Source organism: Spirillospora sp. NPDC052269, assembly GCF_040679435.1.
Lineage (GTDB): Bacteria > Actinomycetota > Actinomycetes > Streptosporangiales > Streptosporangiaceae > Spirillospora.
On sequence record NZ_JBFAUU010000012.1, the window covers coordinates 76,822 to 92,405 of the forward strand.

At 70.4% G+C, this 15,584-nt stretch carries 11 protein-coding genes and 1 tRNA gene; 10 read left to right on the forward strand and 2 right to left on the reverse strand.

Annotated elements, in window-relative coordinates:
• Window positions 1-326 precede the first annotated feature (326 nt).
• Both AB0L06_RS25600 and AB0L06_RS25605 read left to right on the forward strand, forming a co-directional pair.
• Window positions 327-1,535, forward strand: a complete 1,209-nt coding sequence (locus AB0L06_RS25600; protein ID WP_500233625.1) for a hypothetical protein — start codon at window positions 327-329, stop codon at window positions 1,533-1,535.
• Between the two features lie 406 nt (window positions 1,536-1,941).
• Complete coding sequence (locus AB0L06_RS25605; protein WP_500233626.1) at window positions 1,942-2,925, forward strand: site-specific integrase; 984 nt, start codon at window positions 1,942-1,944, stop codon at window positions 2,923-2,925.
• Between the two features lie 413 nt (window positions 2,926-3,338).
• Here the strand turns inward: AB0L06_RS25605 and AB0L06_RS25610 are convergent, their stop codons facing one another.
• The gene (locus tag AB0L06_RS25610; RefSeq protein WP_500233627.1) at window positions 3,339-3,677 is read right to left on the reverse strand and encodes a hypothetical protein; all 339 of its coding nucleotides are present in this window, start codon (window positions 3,675-3,677) and stop codon (window positions 3,339-3,341) included.
• Between the two features lie 207 nt (window positions 3,678-3,884).
• Between AB0L06_RS25610 and AB0L06_RS25615 the strand changes: the two genes are divergently transcribed.
• Together AB0L06_RS25615 and AB0L06_RS25620 are read left to right on the forward strand one after the other, a co-directional pair.
• Window positions 3,885-4,901 (forward strand): hypothetical protein, encoded by a 1,017-nt coding sequence (locus AB0L06_RS25615; protein WP_500233628.1) that lies wholly within the window; start codon window positions 3,885-3,887, stop codon window positions 4,899-4,901.
• A complete protein-coding gene (locus AB0L06_RS25620) occupies window positions 4,898-6,709 on the forward strand; it encodes a hypothetical protein (protein ID WP_500233629.1) in 1,812 nt (603 codons plus the stop codon). The genes AB0L06_RS25615 and AB0L06_RS25620 overlap by 4 nt, the downstream gene beginning before the upstream one ends.
• 215 nt (window positions 6,710-6,924) lie before the next feature.
• Here the strand turns inward: AB0L06_RS25620 and AB0L06_RS25625 are convergent.
• A tRNA-Leu gene (locus tag AB0L06_RS25625) sits at window positions 6,925-7,007 on the reverse strand.
• Between the two features lie 127 nt (window positions 7,008-7,134).
• On the opposite strand from AB0L06_RS25625, the gene AB0L06_RS25630 reads away from it, so the two are divergent.
• The 6 genes from AB0L06_RS25630 to pknB all read left to right on the forward strand — a co-directional run bounded on the left by AB0L06_RS25630 (window position 7,135) and on the right by pknB (window position 15,404).
• Window positions 7,135-7,887, forward strand: coding sequence for an FHA domain-containing protein (locus AB0L06_RS25630; RefSeq protein WP_500233630.1), 753 nt, complete (start codon window positions 7,135-7,137; stop codon window positions 7,885-7,887).
• A gap of 11 nt (window positions 7,888-7,898) precedes the next feature.
• Window positions 7,899-8,459 (forward strand): FHA domain-containing protein FhaB/FipA, encoded by a 561-nt coding sequence (locus AB0L06_RS25635; protein ID WP_500233631.1) that lies wholly within the window; start codon window positions 7,899-7,901, stop codon window positions 8,457-8,459.
• Complete coding sequence (locus tag AB0L06_RS25640) at window positions 8,456-10,141, forward strand: Stp1/IreP family PP2C-type Ser/Thr phosphatase (protein WP_500233632.1); 1,686 nt, start codon at window positions 8,456-8,458, stop codon at window positions 10,139-10,141. Before AB0L06_RS25635 ends, AB0L06_RS25640 begins: the two co-directional genes overlap by 4 nt.
• 5 nt (window positions 10,142-10,146) lie before the next feature.
• Window positions 10,147-11,793 carry an FtsW/RodA/SpoVE family cell cycle protein gene (locus tag AB0L06_RS25645; protein WP_500233633.1) on the forward strand — a complete coding sequence of 549 codons (1,647 nt, stop codon included), beginning with the start codon at window positions 10,147-10,149 and terminating at the stop codon, window positions 11,791-11,793.
• 142 nt (window positions 11,794-11,935) lie between these two features.
• Complete coding sequence (locus AB0L06_RS25650; protein WP_500233837.1) at window positions 11,936-13,408, forward strand: penicillin-binding transpeptidase domain-containing protein; 1,473 nt, start codon at window positions 11,936-11,938, stop codon at window positions 13,406-13,408.
• Between the two features lie 178 nt (window positions 13,409-13,586).
• Window positions 13,587-15,404, forward strand: coding sequence for a Stk1 family PASTA domain-containing Ser/Thr kinase (pknB, locus tag AB0L06_RS25655; RefSeq protein WP_500233634.1), 1,818 nt, complete (start codon window positions 13,587-13,589; stop codon window positions 15,402-15,404).
• Window positions 15,405-15,584: the final 180 nt, after the last annotated feature.

Genomic DNA, 15,584 nt, shown 5'->3' on the forward strand with positions numbered 1-15,584 from the left:
GCCCACACCGCTACATCTCCCCGCCGGGCAGGCCACGCGCTGGACCACGGGGCAAGCCGGGCGCAATGGCCCGCCCTTGGAGTCCCGCAGACCGCGTGTCCGGGGAGGCCATCAATGCAACCTCGCCAGTCAGGCCCCCTGGGCGGCGCTCGGCGCTCACCAGGCGGCCTGGGGCCTCCTTCTTTCCTTCGAGGGCCCCACGGTGGAAACCTGCCACCATGGGGGCGGCGGCCCTGCGGATCATGCGGGCGGCCCGATGGTTTATGCCTCGCCGACACCCGCGCGCTTGCGTCACCAAATGATCACTCTGGGTTATGGTCCGGGGTGTGGAGGACAAGAGTCGGCCTTCGCCGGTGGGCGAGCATGTCACCGGAACCCAGGAACTGGTCCGGGCGAGGTTGCAGTCGTTGCGTGCCGAGACCGCGCAGCTGCGCTCGCGCCTCGATGTCGTTCTGGAGGAGATCGGCGACCTGCAGCGCACCGATGCCTGCCTTGAACGCCTTCTCGCGCGCGCCGCCGACGACGCCGTGGTTCCCCCGGCGTCCTGTACTTGCGCGCACACCGGCCCGGCGGATGCGCAGACCGCGAACCCCGGCTCCGGCATGGACACCGACGACAGAATCGCGGAGGTCGAAGCTCGGGCGTCCGCCCTGTCGCGGAACGGCCGGTCCGCGACCACCGGGCCCACGAGAAACGACGCGTCGTCTTCCAACTCGAGTTCCATGTCACGACCTCCCAGCCCGGGACACGGGCCCGCCCCCGCCTCGTCATCGGCCCCGGCGGTATCGGACACCGGCACCGGGCGGCGGTCCGGTGGCCGGGCCAAGGTCCGGGCTGCGCGGGCACCCGGGAAGGGCTCGGTGAAGGGCTCCCGGTGCGCTGAGATCGAACAGTTGATGCGGCAGCGTCCGGACCTGACCTCGTGGCGGCCGCGTCTGGTCGCCGATCTCCTGGGGGTTTCCAACGTCAAAAGCGTCCGGTCGTTGATGCAGTACATGCATCGACGTGGCCGACTGGCCAAGAACCCCGACGCCTCCTACTGGATCGAGGGCGACGCCCGGCCTCCCCACGCGACTGAGGCTCCCTCCCCGCAGACGGGCGAACGGGGCCTGCTCGTCCTTTTGAGCGACTCCGACACCACAGACGCCGCTGACACCGCGACGTCCGCTGACAGCACGACCGAAGCCGCGGCCCGGGAAACCGGCAATGTCGCTTTCGGTGATTTCGGTGGCGGTCGCTTCGTGTCCCGTCCTGTGGACGGCCCGGTCGGCGAAGGCGAGGTCCTGGAGTTCCTGAAGGTTGGAGCGCACCGCAGGTGGCGGCCTCAGGAGATCGCGGCCGGGTTCGGAATGGTCGACAGCGAGCCCGTTCGTCAGCTGCTGCAGGGTCTGGCGGCCGCGGGCCGGGCCCGCAAGCATGGTTCGGGCCGCTACCAGCATCACCCGGACGCCTCGCCGGATCACCCGGCGACCTCGTCGGCACTTGATACCCGGATGCGGGCCGGTGCCGGTTCGAGCTCGGGGAGGGCCAGATAGCCCGACGGCCGCCATCAAGGCGAGCGGCCGTCGCCGATCTCCACTCGGCGACGGCCCCCACCAGACGACTCGCCGCGCTCACCTGGCCCGGGAGGGCCAGGACACAGATTTCCAGCTGACAGCAGAGCCGTGTCGGCACCGTACCGCCGGTGGCGGATCCGGTGCCGGTGGCCGGCGCGCTGTCCGACCCGTGTTGACCTGATCTTGGGCACACGCAAGGAGACCGCAATGCCCGATGACCGGCACCATGCACCAACCGGCCCCTGGCTGTACAGCCGGCCGTACAGCTGCGGCCATCCGGTGGTCCACCGGTGGAGGCGCCCACCGGCGGCGCGCCCGCTGCGGGGGCCGTCACGCGCTGACCGCTGTTTCTGCTCGGCGACAGCCGCTCTTGCCGGGGATCGCCGTGGGTAGGCGCGGGCCGCTGACCCCGGCCGGGGTGCTGCGCTGGAACGACCTGATCAGCGCGAAGATCGCGGTGTGGCGTCCGGCGCGCTGCCCGGCGGTGGTGTGGGAGCAGATCGCCCCGGCGGTGCGGGAGATCGCGACCCGGTCGGGGCCCCGCACCCCCGGCCATGCCGTGCAGGTGCTGGCCACGGCCGGGCGGCTGGCGTGGTTCGCCTTCGAGCAGGGCTTCCCGGTGACGGTGTCGACGGTGCTGTCGCCCGAGGTCATCGCCGCGTTCATCCAGGTCGGCTGCGGCAAGGCGGCCGAGTCCACCCGCACCGCACGCGAGCGGGAAGCGTGGCGGCTGCGGCAGGCGGTGTTGGGAGCCGAGGACGGCTCGGGCGGGACGGCGCCGCCGATCAAGTTCAGTTCCCGCGACCCGCACGCGCCCTACAGCCGTACCGAGATGACGTTGCTGTGGTCCTGGGCGGGCGGCCAGCCGAGCCAGGTGCTGCGCAGCGGCTGCCGACTGCTGATCGCGCTGGGAGCCGGGTGCGGCCTGACGCCGGGCGAGGTGGCCCAGGTGCGCGGGCACGACGTGCGTCGCGGAAGCCAGGTCGCCGATCCGGTGGTGGTGCGGGCCCGGGGATCGCGGGAACGGGACGTGGTGTGCCGCCGCGAGTGGGAGCGGGCGCTGCGGCAGGAGACCGAACAGATGGCAGGGCAGATGGTGTTCGTGTTCCAGCCGCGCTGCCACCGCCGCACCGGCGGTGTGGTCTCGGGACTGCTGGCACGGACCCATCCCGCGCCCAGCACTCCGAAACTGTCGATGGCGCGGCTGCGTTCGACCTGGCTGGTGGGGCTGGTCAACGATCAGGTCCCGCTCACCACCATCATGGCCGTCGGTACCGACGACACCTGGACCGCGCTGGAGCGGGTGCTCCGCTACGTCCACGTCCCAGAGCCCGACCAGGCCGCCCGCACCCTGCGAGGCGCCCCGTGACCCGAACCCGACGCAGACCACTCAGGCACCGCTCACTTGGGCGACGACCGGTCCCGGCTCACCGGCGACATCGCCGACGCGACGGCGGGCACGTCCCCGCGGTCGATCCGGAATCGCGATCCGCACGCGCACCGACCTGGGACGTCAAACGGCCGCCGTCGAGCTGAACCCTCGACGACGGCCAGCGGAAGACCCACCACACCCGTTTTCACATCAGATACGCCAGGCCCGTCCGCCTGCGACGATACCGCCGCCGCCGCTCGCAGCAGCGGTAGGCACGCGTTCGCGCCTGGGGTTGTCTGCCGAACACACCCGTCCCCGCGCGGGAAGAAACGGTGCAACCAGCCATGATCGACAACAGGCCGGGCGTCTTTCCGGGAGCGCCCCTTGAAGCGTCTTCCCCGGTGTTCCCGTCAGGGGGCGTCGGCGGCGGCCGGAAGCACGGGCGCACCGGCCTGGTCACCGACCCCCGGCCACAACGTCTCGCCCAGGGCGCGCTCGAGGTTGGCGATCGTCAACAGATCGGCCCACACCGCCCCCGCCAGGACGTTCGCGACGGTCTGCCGGTTCACCCCGCTGACCGCCCCGAGCCGCTTGGCACTCCACCGCTGCGCCGCCATCACCGCGGCCAACCGCAGCGCCAGCAACTGGGCGACGTGCGCACCGTGATGGTCGGCCAGCCTCGCCTGCGGCCAGTCCCCGTCGATCACATAGTCGCGGGGCCGCCTGGCCCGCGAATCATCCCCGGCCACATCGGTCATTGTGAACCAACCACCAACCCGATAACCCCCAACCAGCAAGGCGAATTGATTAGCACCCCTGGGGGATGGGCAGCAGTTGATCATCGGAGGCAGCCCTGCCTCCCTCGATCACCCCAGGGGTGCAGCATGTCCACTCGCCAGCCCTCACACCGGCCCGGACACCCGTCCAAGCTCGGTTCGTCACGCGCCGGTGCCCAGGTGGCAGGGCGTGGAGGGGCCGACGCGGTCGCGCGGATCGTCGCCGCCTACGCCCCGGCGGGTGACCCGCCCGGATGGCGGCGGGTCTCCGGGCCGGTCCGCACCGCCGTGCTCCAGGCAGCCCCGGCGCTCAGCTACCCGCCGGGTGAACTGCTGGGGGTGCTGGCCAAACTGGCGCTGTTCGCCGACGCCGAGGGGCACCCCGCCCAGGTGCATCTGTGGCTGACACGCGAGTTCATCGAACGGTTCGTCATGGTCGGCTGCGCCGAACTCGGCCAGGCCACCCGCGGCACCTACCGCTCCAAGCTGCTGCGGCTGCGGGAGGCCCTGCTGGGCGGCGACTGCCGCACCGGCCCCGCGGCCAGACTGTCGGCCGCCGCCGCGCAACGCCCCTACACCCCGGCCGAGCAGGCCGCGCTGTGGTCGGCGGCGACCGGCCAGCCCACCGACGAACTACGGCACGGACTGATCACGCTGCTCGCACTCGGCCTGGGCTGCGGCCTGGACGCCCGCGAGATCACCCTGCTGCACGCCGCCGACATCCGCCCACCAGCCCCTCACACCGTCAACCAACACCAAGAACAGAACGGTGCGCATATGAAAAGTGCACACCAGGACGGGCGGGGCAGCGTGGTGGTGGGCGTCCGCGGGCGGCGTGCGCGGATGGTGGTGTGCCGCCGCCCCTGGGAACACGTCCTGACCGGCAGGCTCACCCGCCTGCACGCCACCCGCAGCGCCACCGGCGGCCATCTGTTCCGGCCCACCGCCACCGCGCGGGGCGGGAACCTGATCACCAACTTCACCGCCCGCGCCCACTGGCAGCCCGGTGTCCCGCCGCTGAAGACCAGCCGCCTGCGCGCCACCTGGCTGGTCACCCTGATCGACGACGGCGTCCCCCTGGACGTCATCGTCGCCGCCGCCGGACTGGAGACCCTGCACAGCCTCACCCGACTGCTGCCCCACGCCCGCCCCACCGCGCCCGCCGACGCGGCCCTGCTGCTGCGAGGACGCCCATGACCCGATCGTCCGGGCAGGATCCGCCGTCTCCATTCGGCGACGACACCGCCGATCACGGCTGGGCACGTCTCCGCCACGACCGAACCGTCTTCTTCGACCCCCGAGTCGAGGAAGCCGCCCAGTTCATCGCCGACACCGGGATCGCCGAGGAGCTCCAGGACCTGGTCACCCACGCGGTTGGACGGCCCCGGCTGTGCACGGTGGAGGGCCTTCTCGTCGGGCTCACCCTGGCGTGCCGCCACTCCGGCGGCACGGTCCACCTCAACCGGGCCACCGACATCCTGCACTGGGGCACCTCCGAACGCTGGCGCACCCGGTTCGGCGTCCCCGAACGGCCCGACAACCTGCACGGTTTCGAAGCCGGCTACGCCGTCGTCCGCCGCCTGTTCCACCAGATCCTCGCCGCGATCGATCCCTCACCGCTGCCCAAGAACCAGCGTCTGGCCCGCGCCGAGGCTGACCAGATCCTCGCCGCCGCCGACCAACAGCAGCTGCAGGCCAACGAGCGGCGGCTGGTCCGCATCACCAACCAGGTCATCGAAGGCTCCCTCTCCTGCGTCCGCAACCGCCTGGACGACATCTGGGATGGATCACTCGGCCTGGACGCCACCTTCACCGCCACCTTCGCCCGCGGCACCGCCACCCGGGGGCCGGTCACCTCCACCGACCCTGACGCCGGCTGGTACGTCCGCACCGGCGACCACAGCGACCCCGACCTGCCCGGCACCCCAGCCCGCCCTGGTCCACCACGACGGGAACCGAGACGGGGACGACGCCGTGACGCCAAGACCGGCTTCGGATACGACGCCGCCCTGGCCATCGCCCGCAACCCCCACCACCAGCAGGCCCCACAACCACGCGGCTGCGGCGACCCTGACCGGCTCCCCGCCCTGGTCATGGGGATGAAGTTGTCCAAGCCCGGGCACGACCCCGGAACCAACGGCATCCACGTCCTGGCCGACGTCCGCCGCCGCGGGCACCCCGCCGGGTTCGTCGCCGCCGACGCCCTCTACAACAACTGCCGCCCCGACGACTACCAACTGCCTCTGCGCGCCCTGGGGTTCCAGCCCACCTACGGCTACCGCACCGACCAACTCGGCATCCAAGCCCAAGCCCACGGCGCCCAACTCATCGAAGGCACCTGGTACTGCCCCGAAATGCCCCAACCACTCAAGACCGCCACCCTCGACCACCACCGCCGCGACGACGACCCCGCCCACATCGACCAAACCACCTGGCGAACCCGAGCCGACGCCCGAACCCCCTACGCCCTGGCCCCCAAAGGCCGCCCCACCCCCGACGGCGACCAGCGCTACATGTGCCCCGCCACCGCCGGACGCCTCCAATGCCCCCACAAACCCGCCAGCATCGGCACCGACCCCCGCCTACCCCTGGTCACCCCCGAGCCCAGCCCGGTCGGCCCACCCAAGATCTGCGCCCAAACCAGCGTCACCATGGCCCCCGAACACGGCGCCAAACACTGGCAACCCCTCACCTACGGCAGCCCCACCTGGACCAAAGTCCACACCCGTCTACGCAACAGCTCCGAAGGCTTCCACGGCTACGCCAAGAACGACGCCCACGAAAGCATCGAACGAGCCCAAGGCCGACGCATCCGCGGCATCGCCGCCCAAAGCCTCCTACTGGCCTTCCAACTCGCCCACGCCAACCAACGCAAGATCACAACCTGGCTGAACACGCTCCCCGGCCCCGACGGCCTCCCCCACCGCCGCGCCAAACGCCGAACCACCAAGTCCGTCGCCTACTGGACCCCAACCGGCTACCTCGACGACGAAGCCGCCGCCTAACCCCTCACCCAAAACCACCCCGACGGCAGCCTGCCCAGACACCGCAACACGCCACCACGCAGCGCGCTCCCACCAGCTCATGCGCCCAAAACACCCGACTGATCCGATACATCCATCGGAGCGCAAGACCCACGACAACAAGAAGAGCCCGGCCGCTTTCGCGACCGGGCTCATTTCGTCACTCTGAGAGCAGGACTTGCGTCACTACCCCTACGTGGGCGAGGAGGGATTTGAACCCTCACATCCTTTCGGACACACGGACCTGAACCGTGCGCGTCTGCCGTTCCGCCACCCGCCCTGGGTGTCGCCCCGTTTCCGGGTGCAAAAAGAGATTAGCACGGTCAGGGGGGTGGTTCGGCAACCGGATACTTCTAGCGAACCTTGACACCGATACGATCGTCTACCAGTGGGGAAGGGAGGTGCCCGTGGGCGTCATTCAGCGCTTCGAGCGACGGCTCGAGGGCATGGTCGAAGGTGCCTTCGCCCGGGCGTTCAAGTCCGAGCTCCAGCCGGTCGAGGTGGCCAGCGCCGTGCAGCGCGAGATGGACGACCGGGCCGCGATCGTCGCGGCGGGCCGCACCCTGGTGCCGAACGACTTCGTCGTGGAGATCTCGCAGCAGGACGGCCAGCGGCTCCAGGTGTACGCCGACAGTCTGAGCCAGGAGCTGGCGAACCTCGCCCGGGAGTACGCGAAGGAGCAGGGGTACTCCTTCGTCGGCCCGGTGCGCGTCCGGTTCGAGAACGCGGACGACCTGGCGACGGGCATGTTCCGGATCCGGTCCGGGGTGATCCGCGGTTCCACGGTGGAGGGCGGGGAGATCCGCCGGCCTCCGTCGGACTACCCGCGTGGGCCCGGTGGCGCGTTCGGCGGGAATCCGCGGCTGCTGGTCACCACGACGATGGACAACGGCCCGGCTCACCAGAGCACTTACGAGATCAACACCCCGGTCACCCTGCTCGGCCGCGGCACGGACTGCGACCTGCGTTTGGTGGATCCGGGGGTTTCGCGGCACCATGCCGAGATCCGTGTAGAAGGTCCCGAGATCGTGCTTGTCGATCTAGGGTCGACCAACGGTTCCTTCGTCAACGGTCAGCCGATCCGACGGGTCACCCTCGTGGACGGCTCCCGTGTGACGATGGGGCGCACCACACTCGTGTTCCGCCGCGATAGGGAGTAACCCCGACTCCGATGTCCGACTTCACCCTCACGCTGATCAAGCTGGCGTTCCTGGCGGTGCTCTGGCTGTTCGTCATCGCGGCCGTCGGAGTGATCCGCGCCGACCTGTTCGGGTCGAAGGCCGCGACGAAGGCCGCGTCCCGCGCGGCGGACCGCGCCACCCGGGCCGCGCAGCCGCGACCGCCGAAGGCCGCCGCGCGACCTCCGCAGGGGCCGCCTCCGGGAATGCCCCAGGGAGCTCCGCAGGGGCCGCCGCCACGTGGGGGCCAGCGGGGGGGCGGAGGTCCCTCCCGGCTGGTGGTCGTCCAGGGCGAGCGGACCGGGACGATCATCGACCTCACCGGGGTCCCGATCACCATCGGGCGTGCGAATGACTCCACGCTCGTGGTGACCGACGACTACGCTTCCAGCCGACATGCCCGGATTTACGCGCAGGACGGCCAGTGGATCGTGGAAGACCTCGGTTCGACCAATGGGACCTACCTGGGCCGCACGAAGGTGACCCGTCCGATGCCGGTGCCGCCGGGCGTCCCGATCCGTATCGGCAAGACCGTGATCGAGCTGCGCAAATGACTCTGGGAATCCGCTACTCCGCCCGGTCCGACGTGGGCATGCTGCGCGAGGGCAACGAGGACTCCGGCTACGCGGGCGCCCATCTGCTCGCGGTCGCCGACGGGATGGGCGGGCACGTCGGCGGCGAGATCGCCAGCGCGGCCGCGATCTCCGAGATCCGCAAGCTGGACAAGGCCATGCCGGCGGCCGAGCTGCTCGCCGCGCTCGAGCACACGGTCAAGTCGGCGAACGAGAACCTGCACCGCATCGTCGAGTCCGACCCGGCGCTGCAGGGCATGGGCACCACGCTCACCGCGATGCTGTGGGCGGGCAACCAGATCGCCCTGGTGCACATCGGCGACTCGCGCGCCTACCTGCTGCGCGACGGCAGCCTGTTCCAGATCACGCACGACCACACGCTGGTGCAGTCGCTGGTCGACGAGGGCCGGATCAGCCCGGACGAGGCCGCCTCGCACCCGCAGCGCTCGCTGCTGCTGCGCGCGATGGACGGCCGCGGCGAGATCGACCCGGACCTGTCGCTCCGCGAGGCCAAGGCGGGCGACCGCTACCTGCTGTGCTCGGACGGCCTGTCCACGGTGGTCACCGCCGAGACGATCTTCCAGGTGCTGACCGAGGCCGACGACCCGGACCACGCCGTCCGGCAGCTGATCGACCTGGCGAACCGGGGCGGCGGGCCGGACAACATCACCTGTGTCTGCGCGGACGTGGTGGAGCAGGGCAACCAGCCGCCGACGCCCGGTCCCGGACGGGCCGTCGGCGCGGCGGCGAGCGCGACCCCGCCCCAGGTCCCCGGTGACCCGAGCGCGCCGGGCGGTCCCGGCATGCCGCCCGGAGGCCCGGGTGTGCCCGGCGGCCCCGGCGACACTCCGGCGAGCCGCGCCGCGCAGTTGCGCGACACGATGCCGCAGCAGCCGGTCGCGGTGGACGAGATGCCGCCGCCGATGCAGCACCCCGGCGGCCCGCAGGGCGGGCCCGGCGGGACCGGTCCGCAGGCGACCGTCCCCGATCCGCGCTACCAGGAGCCTCCCCAGTTCGCCGCCGAGCAGGAGTTCCAGCCCGCCGGACGCCGTGAGCGCCGCGCCGCCAAGCGCGCGCAGCGCGGCCCGCGCCGCTGGCTCTGGCTGGTGCTGGTGGCGGGCGTGTTCGTCGTCGCCGTCGCCGGCGGCGGGGTGTTCTTCATCCAGACCGCCCGCGCCGGCTACTACATCGGCGAGCAGAACGGCAACGTCGTGCTGTACCGCGGCACGACGCAGAAGATGCCGCTGATCAGCCTGTCCAGCAAGGCCGACCGGCAGCCGAACCCGCCGATCAAGGTGTCCGACCTGCCGCAGGACCGCGCCCAGGCCGTCAAGGCGACCTACACGGTGAAGAGTCCGGCCGCGCTGGACGACCTCGCCAAGGCCGTGTGCAAGTACAGCCTGCGCGACGAGGGCGGCAAGGTCGCGATCAAGAAGGGCTTCGATCAGGGCGACTGCCCGTCCACGACCGTCCGGCCGGGCACGGTCACGGTGGCCGAGTTGCCGGCGTCCGACCAGAACTCCATCCGTGACGGGAAGTTCTCCTACATCGGCCAGGCCCTGGCCGACAAGAAGATCAGCGAGCTGACCGTCCGGGCGGAGCAGTGCCGGGCGGGCCACAGCACGATCAAGGACTGTCCCACGGCGTCGAGGGGCAGGTCGTAGCGCATATGCACGCTCTCGGGGAACAGATCAAGGCGCAGATCCCGTACCAGCGCCGAAACGCGGCCTCGCTGGCGCTGCTGGCGTTCGCCATGGTGCTGACCCTGGCGGCGTTCGCCGAGGTCGGCCTCGCGCGTGACGGGATGATCCCGGGCGGCCTGTTCGGCTACGGCGGCGGCTTGGTCGTCCTGGCGCTGATCGCGTACGCCGCGCAACTGCGGTTCGCGCCGTTCGCCGACCCGTTGCTGCTGCCGATCGCGGTGGCGCTGAACGGCATCGGCCTGGCCATGATCTACCGGCTCGACCTGGACACCAGCCACGACCGCAAGGTCGCCTTGCAGGCCGGCAAGAAGGTCATCCCGGACGCGGCGAACGCCCCCGGCCAGCTCATTTGGACGTTCGTCGGGATCGCGCTGTTCGTGGCCGCGATCGCGATCATGCGCGACGTGAGCAAGCCGGACGCGAAGCTGTCGTTCACGCCGAAGACGGCGCAGCGCTACACCTACCTCATCGGCCTCGGCGCGATCATCCTGCTGCTGCTGCCGATCGTGCCGGGCATCGGCGCGGAGATCAACGGCGCGCGGGTGTGGATCAACGTCGGCGGGTTCTCGGTGCAGCCGGGCGAGTTCGCCAAGCTGATGCTGGTCGCGTTCTTCGCCGGGTACCTGGTGAACAAGCGGCAGGCGATGTCGCTGATCGGCAAGAAGCTCGGCCCGGTCTCGCTGCCGCGTGCCCGCGACCTCGGCCCGGTCATGGTCATCTGGTTCCTGTGCCTCGGCGTCCTGTTCATGCAGAAGGACCTCGGCACCGCGCTGCTGTACTTCGGCCTGTTCGTGTCGATGCTGTACATCGCCACGCAGCGGGTGTCCTGGGTGATGATCGGCGTCGGCCTGCTGGCCGTCGCGGTGTTCGTGATCACGCTGCTGCCGTTCATGGCGCACGTGAACCAGCGCATCGACATCTGGCAGAACCCCCGGCCGTACTTCGACGGCGGCTGCCTGATGAAGAACGGCAAGGTCGTTCCGGTCAACCCGAACACCGACATCTTCAAGCAGGCCAAGATCACCCTCGAGGCCAAGGCCGTGCAGCAGGAGGCCGCCGGGCAGAAGGCCACGGCGATGCAGACCCGGCTCGTCGGGCCGGGCTGGTGGGCCTGCACGAAGATGGGCGGCGACTACTCCGACAGCGCCCAGCTGATGAAGGGCATGTTCGCACTCGGCCAAGGCGGGGTGCTCGGCACCGGGCTCGGCCAGGGCAAGCCGTGGCTGACGCCGCTGTCGTTCAGCGACTTCATCTTCGACTCCGTGGGCGAGGAGCTCGGCCTCACCGGCCTGATGACGCTGCTGCTCATGTACGCGCTGATCGTCCAGCGCGGGATGAAGACCGCGGTCGCCGCGCGCGACCCGTACCTCAAGCTGTTCGCGGGCGGTGTCTCGTTCGTCCTGGCGCTGCAGGTGTTCGTGATCGTCGGCGGGGTGACCAAGCTGATCCCGCTGACCGGTCTGACCACGCCGTTCCTGTCCCAGGGCGGGTCGTCGCTGATGGCGAACTGGATCCTGATCGCGATCCTGGTCCGGATGAGCCACGACGCGCGCAAGCCCGCGCCGCAGGCCATCCAGGACGAGGGGATGACGCAGATCGTGAGCCTGCGATGACCTCCTGTCCGAGGTCCCTCCGGACGCCGGGCCCGCGCCCGGCGTCCGCTCGTCCGGGGGCCCGCCGCGCAGACTCCCCTTCCCGGCCCCACCTCCCCCGTAGCCCCCAAGCCCCCCAGCGAGGAGAAGCCGCGTCGTGAACATGGACAAGCCGGTCCGGCGGGTCGCCGTGTTCGCCGGACTGCTGTTCTTCGGGCTGATGGCCCAGGTGAACTACGTGCAGGGCAGCCAGGCCGACAAGCTGCAGAACGACTTGAACAACACTCGCAAGCTCAGCAACGTGTTCAACAACCCGCGCGGCCAGATCACCGCGGGCGGCGAGGTGCTCGCCTGGTCCACCCCGACCGGCAAGGACAACCCCAAGTACGGCCGCAACTACAAGGACGGCAAGATCTTCGCGCCCGTCACCGGGTTCTTCAACGGCGGCGGCTCCAAGATCGAGCTGGCCTACAACGGCCTGCTCTCGGGCACCGACAAGCGGATCACCCACCAGCGCTGGTTCGACCAGTTCATCGGCAAGAAGCCCGAGGGCGGCAACGTCGACCTGAGCATCGACCCGGCGGCCCAGCGGATCGCCTACCAGCAGCTGGTGAACGGGACGTCCCGGCGGTCCGGGGCGGCCGTGGTGGACATCAAGACCGGCGCGATCAAGGTGCTGTCGTCCAACACCTCGTTCGACCCCACCGACGTGGCCCCGCAGAAGGGTGAGAAGGGCGGCAAGCTGCTCGAACAGTTGGACGCCATGCGCGGCACGAACCAGCCGCTGCTCGACAACGGGATGAGCCAGACGTTCCCGCCCGGCTCGTCCTTCAAGACGGTCGTCGCCGCGATCGGCATGGAGCAGCTCGGGCTGACCGAGAGCTCGCAGGTCAATACCGGCCATCTGATCCTGCCGGAGTCGGGCAAGGAGCTGCCGAACTCACACGACGGCGGAAGCTGCGCCGGCCAGGCCTCGTTGAAGGGCGCCTTCGCCGAATCCTGCAACACCACGTTCGGCAAGATGGCGATGGACCTCGGCATCGACAAGCTGAACGCGGGCGCGTCCAAGTTCGGGTTCGGGCAGGCTGTTCCGGTCGAGCCCCTGGTGAAGGCGGCCAAGAGCGAGGTCCCGGTCTCGATTTCCGACCTGGCGACCGGCAAGTCCATCCCGACCGGTCAGGACGCCACCGCCCGCTCCGGCATCGGCCAGGAGAACGTCCGCGCGACCCCGCTGCAGATGGCGATGGTCGCCGAGGCGGTCGCCAACGACGGCAAGATCATGCAGCCGTACCTCGTGAACCGCGCCACCGCCAAGGACCAGTCCGAGGTGTACAAGGCGTCCCCGAAGGTGTTCTCCCAGGCCATGAAGTCGGACACGGCGAGCCAGCTGCGGGACATGATGCGCGCCGTGGTGTCCGAGGGCACCGCGAAGAACCTCCAGGGTGACAACATCGCGGGCAAGACCGGCACCGCCGAGCAGGGCAAGGGCTTCCCGAACGCCCGCTGGTTCGTCGGTTTCGGCCCGGTCGACCACCCGCGCTACGCGTTCGCGGTGATCAGCGAGGGTGACGGGGACGGCGCTCACGGCGCCGGCCCGATCGCCGCCGCCATCATGCGCGCGGTGATGAAGAAGTGAGCACGGGTACCCTCTCGGGGAGCCAGGACGGGGCGCGCCTCCACCCGGCCGGGTTCCGGCCCGGCCATGGCCGGACGCGCCACGACTCCGTCAACTCCGAGCACGGCTCCGCCGCGTCCCCGCGGCGGAAGGCTAGGTTCGGGGGACAGGGTGACGACGTACGAGGGAATGTGCACAGATGAGTCAACCTCGGCTGCTCGGCGGCCGCTACGAGCTGGAGTCCGTGATCGGACGCGGCGGCATGGCCGAGGTCTACCGCGCCCGTGACCAGCGGCTCGATCGCGTGGTCGCGGTCAAGACACTGCGCCCTGACCTGGCTCGCGACCCCATCTTCCAGGAGCGCTTCCGGCGCGAGGCCCAGTCCGCGGCGTCCCTCAACCACCCGTCGGTGATCGCGGTGTACGACACCGGCGAGGACTCCATCGGCGACACCCACATCCCGTACATCGTCATGGAGTACGTGGACGGTTCGACGCTGCGCGACCTGCTGCGCGAGAACCGTGCGCTGATGCCCCAGAAGGCGCTGGAGATCACCGACGGGATCCTGCGCGCCCTGGACTACAGCCACCGCGGCGGCATCGTGCACCGCGACATCAAGCCGGCCAACGTGATGCTGACCCGGCAGCACGAGGTCAAGGTCATGGACTTCGGCATCGCCCGCGCGATGCACGACTCGGCGTCCACGATGACCCAGACCGCGCAGGTGATCGGAACCGCGCAGTACCTGTCGCCCGAGCAGGCGCGCGGCGAGCGGGTGGACGCCCGCAGCGACCTCTACTCGACCGGCTGCGTGCTGTACGAACTCCTGACCGGGCGGCCGCCGTTCACCGGCGACTCCCCGGTCGCGATCGCCTACCAGCACGTCCGGGAGGAGCCGACGCCGCCGTCCCAGATCGATCCGGACATCCCGCAGTGGGCGGACGCGATCGTGCTCAAGGCGATGGCGAAGTCCGCGGACGACCGGTACCAGAACGCCGGCGAGTTCCGGCAGGAGGTCCAGCGGGCCCTGCACGGGCAGCCGGTGTCGTCGACCGCGGCGTCCACGATGATGTTGAGCGCGGCGCCCACGACCGTCCAGCCGGGCCAGCCGCAGCACACCCAGGTCATGGGTGCGACGCAGGTGCAGCGGCAGGACGGCTACGACCTCCCGCCCGTCCAGTACGGCGACTACCGGCAGGACGCCGACTACGGCCGCAACGGCCGTCACGGCAACAACGGCGGCGGGGGTGGCGGCAGCAAGGCGGCCATGTGGATCGGCGCGGCGGTGGCCGTGCTCGCGGCCGCGGCGCTGCTCGGCTGGCTGGTCGCGCCCAAGGGCGGCAACGACAACGTCAAGATCGCGGCCGTCGCCAACATGAGCGTCGAGGACGCCACCAAGGCGCTGAAGGACCAGGGCTTCACCGTCGCCGCGGATCCGCAGAAGGAGTTCAACAAGGACGTCGACAAGGGGAAGGTCATCCGATCCGACCCCGCCGAGGGCACGACGGTGAAGAAGGGCTCGATGGTCACCCTCGTGGTGTCCCGCGGGCCGGAGCCGCCGAAGAAGGTGGACGTCCCGGACGTCACCGGCACACCCGAGGCCGACGCCAAGAGCACCCTGGAGGGCCGCGGCTTCAAGGTCGACATCCAGCGGATCGCGTCCAACGAGGTCCAGCAGGGCATGACGATCAAGACGGACCCGAAGGGCGGCGAGCAGGTCGCGCCGAACTCCTCGGTCACGCTGTTCGTCTCCTCCGGGGCGCAGGACGTCGCGGTGCCGAACCTGCAGCGCCTGCCGAAGGACCTGGCGTGCCGGCGGCTGGTGAGGATGCACCTGACCTGCGTCGTCCAGGAGCAGCCCTCGCCGGACGCGACGATCCCGCCGGGCGCGGTGTGGAACGTCAGCCCTGCGGTGGGCACCAAGCTGCCGTCCGGTTCGTCCGTGACGATCATCGTGACGCCGCCGCAGCAGCCGTCCACGCCGCCCGACCAGAACCAGCCGCCGCCGCAGCAGTGACGGCTTGAACGACGAAGACCCGGTCCCCGTTGGGGACCGGGTCTTCTCGTCTTCGGCTCTAGGGCCTTCGTCCGGGCTGCGCCTGGACTGCGCCTGGACATGGAAGAGGGCTTCCGCCACTCGGGGGCAATGGCGGAAGCCCTCTCGCTATGTCTTCGTACCCGGAGGTATCGGCGTTAC

What these genes read in the sequence shown, in the direction of transcription:
- pknB (WP_500233634.1), top strand. Translation starts at nt 13,587, where the DNA reads ATGAGTCAACCTCGGCTGCTCGGCGGCCGCTACGAGCTGGAGTCCGTG.
- AB0L06_RS25645 (WP_500233633.1), top strand. Translation starts at nt 10,147, where the DNA reads ATGCACGCTCTCGGGGAACAGATCAAGGCGCAGATCCCGTACCAGCGC.
- AB0L06_RS25635 (WP_500233631.1), top strand. Translation starts at nt 7,899, where the DNA reads ATGTCCGACTTCACCCTCACGCTGATCAAGCTGGCGTTCCTGGCGGTG.
- AB0L06_RS25620 (WP_500233629.1), top strand. Translation starts at nt 4,898, where the DNA reads ATGACCCGATCGTCCGGGCAGGATCCGCCGTCTCCATTCGGCGACGAC.
- AB0L06_RS25640 (WP_500233632.1), top strand. Translation starts at nt 8,456, where the DNA reads ATGACTCTGGGAATCCGCTACTCCGCCCGGTCCGACGTGGGCATGCTG.
- AB0L06_RS25650 (WP_500233837.1), top strand. Translation starts at nt 11,936, where the DNA reads ATGGACAAGCCGGTCCGGCGGGTCGCCGTGTTCGCCGGACTGCTGTTC.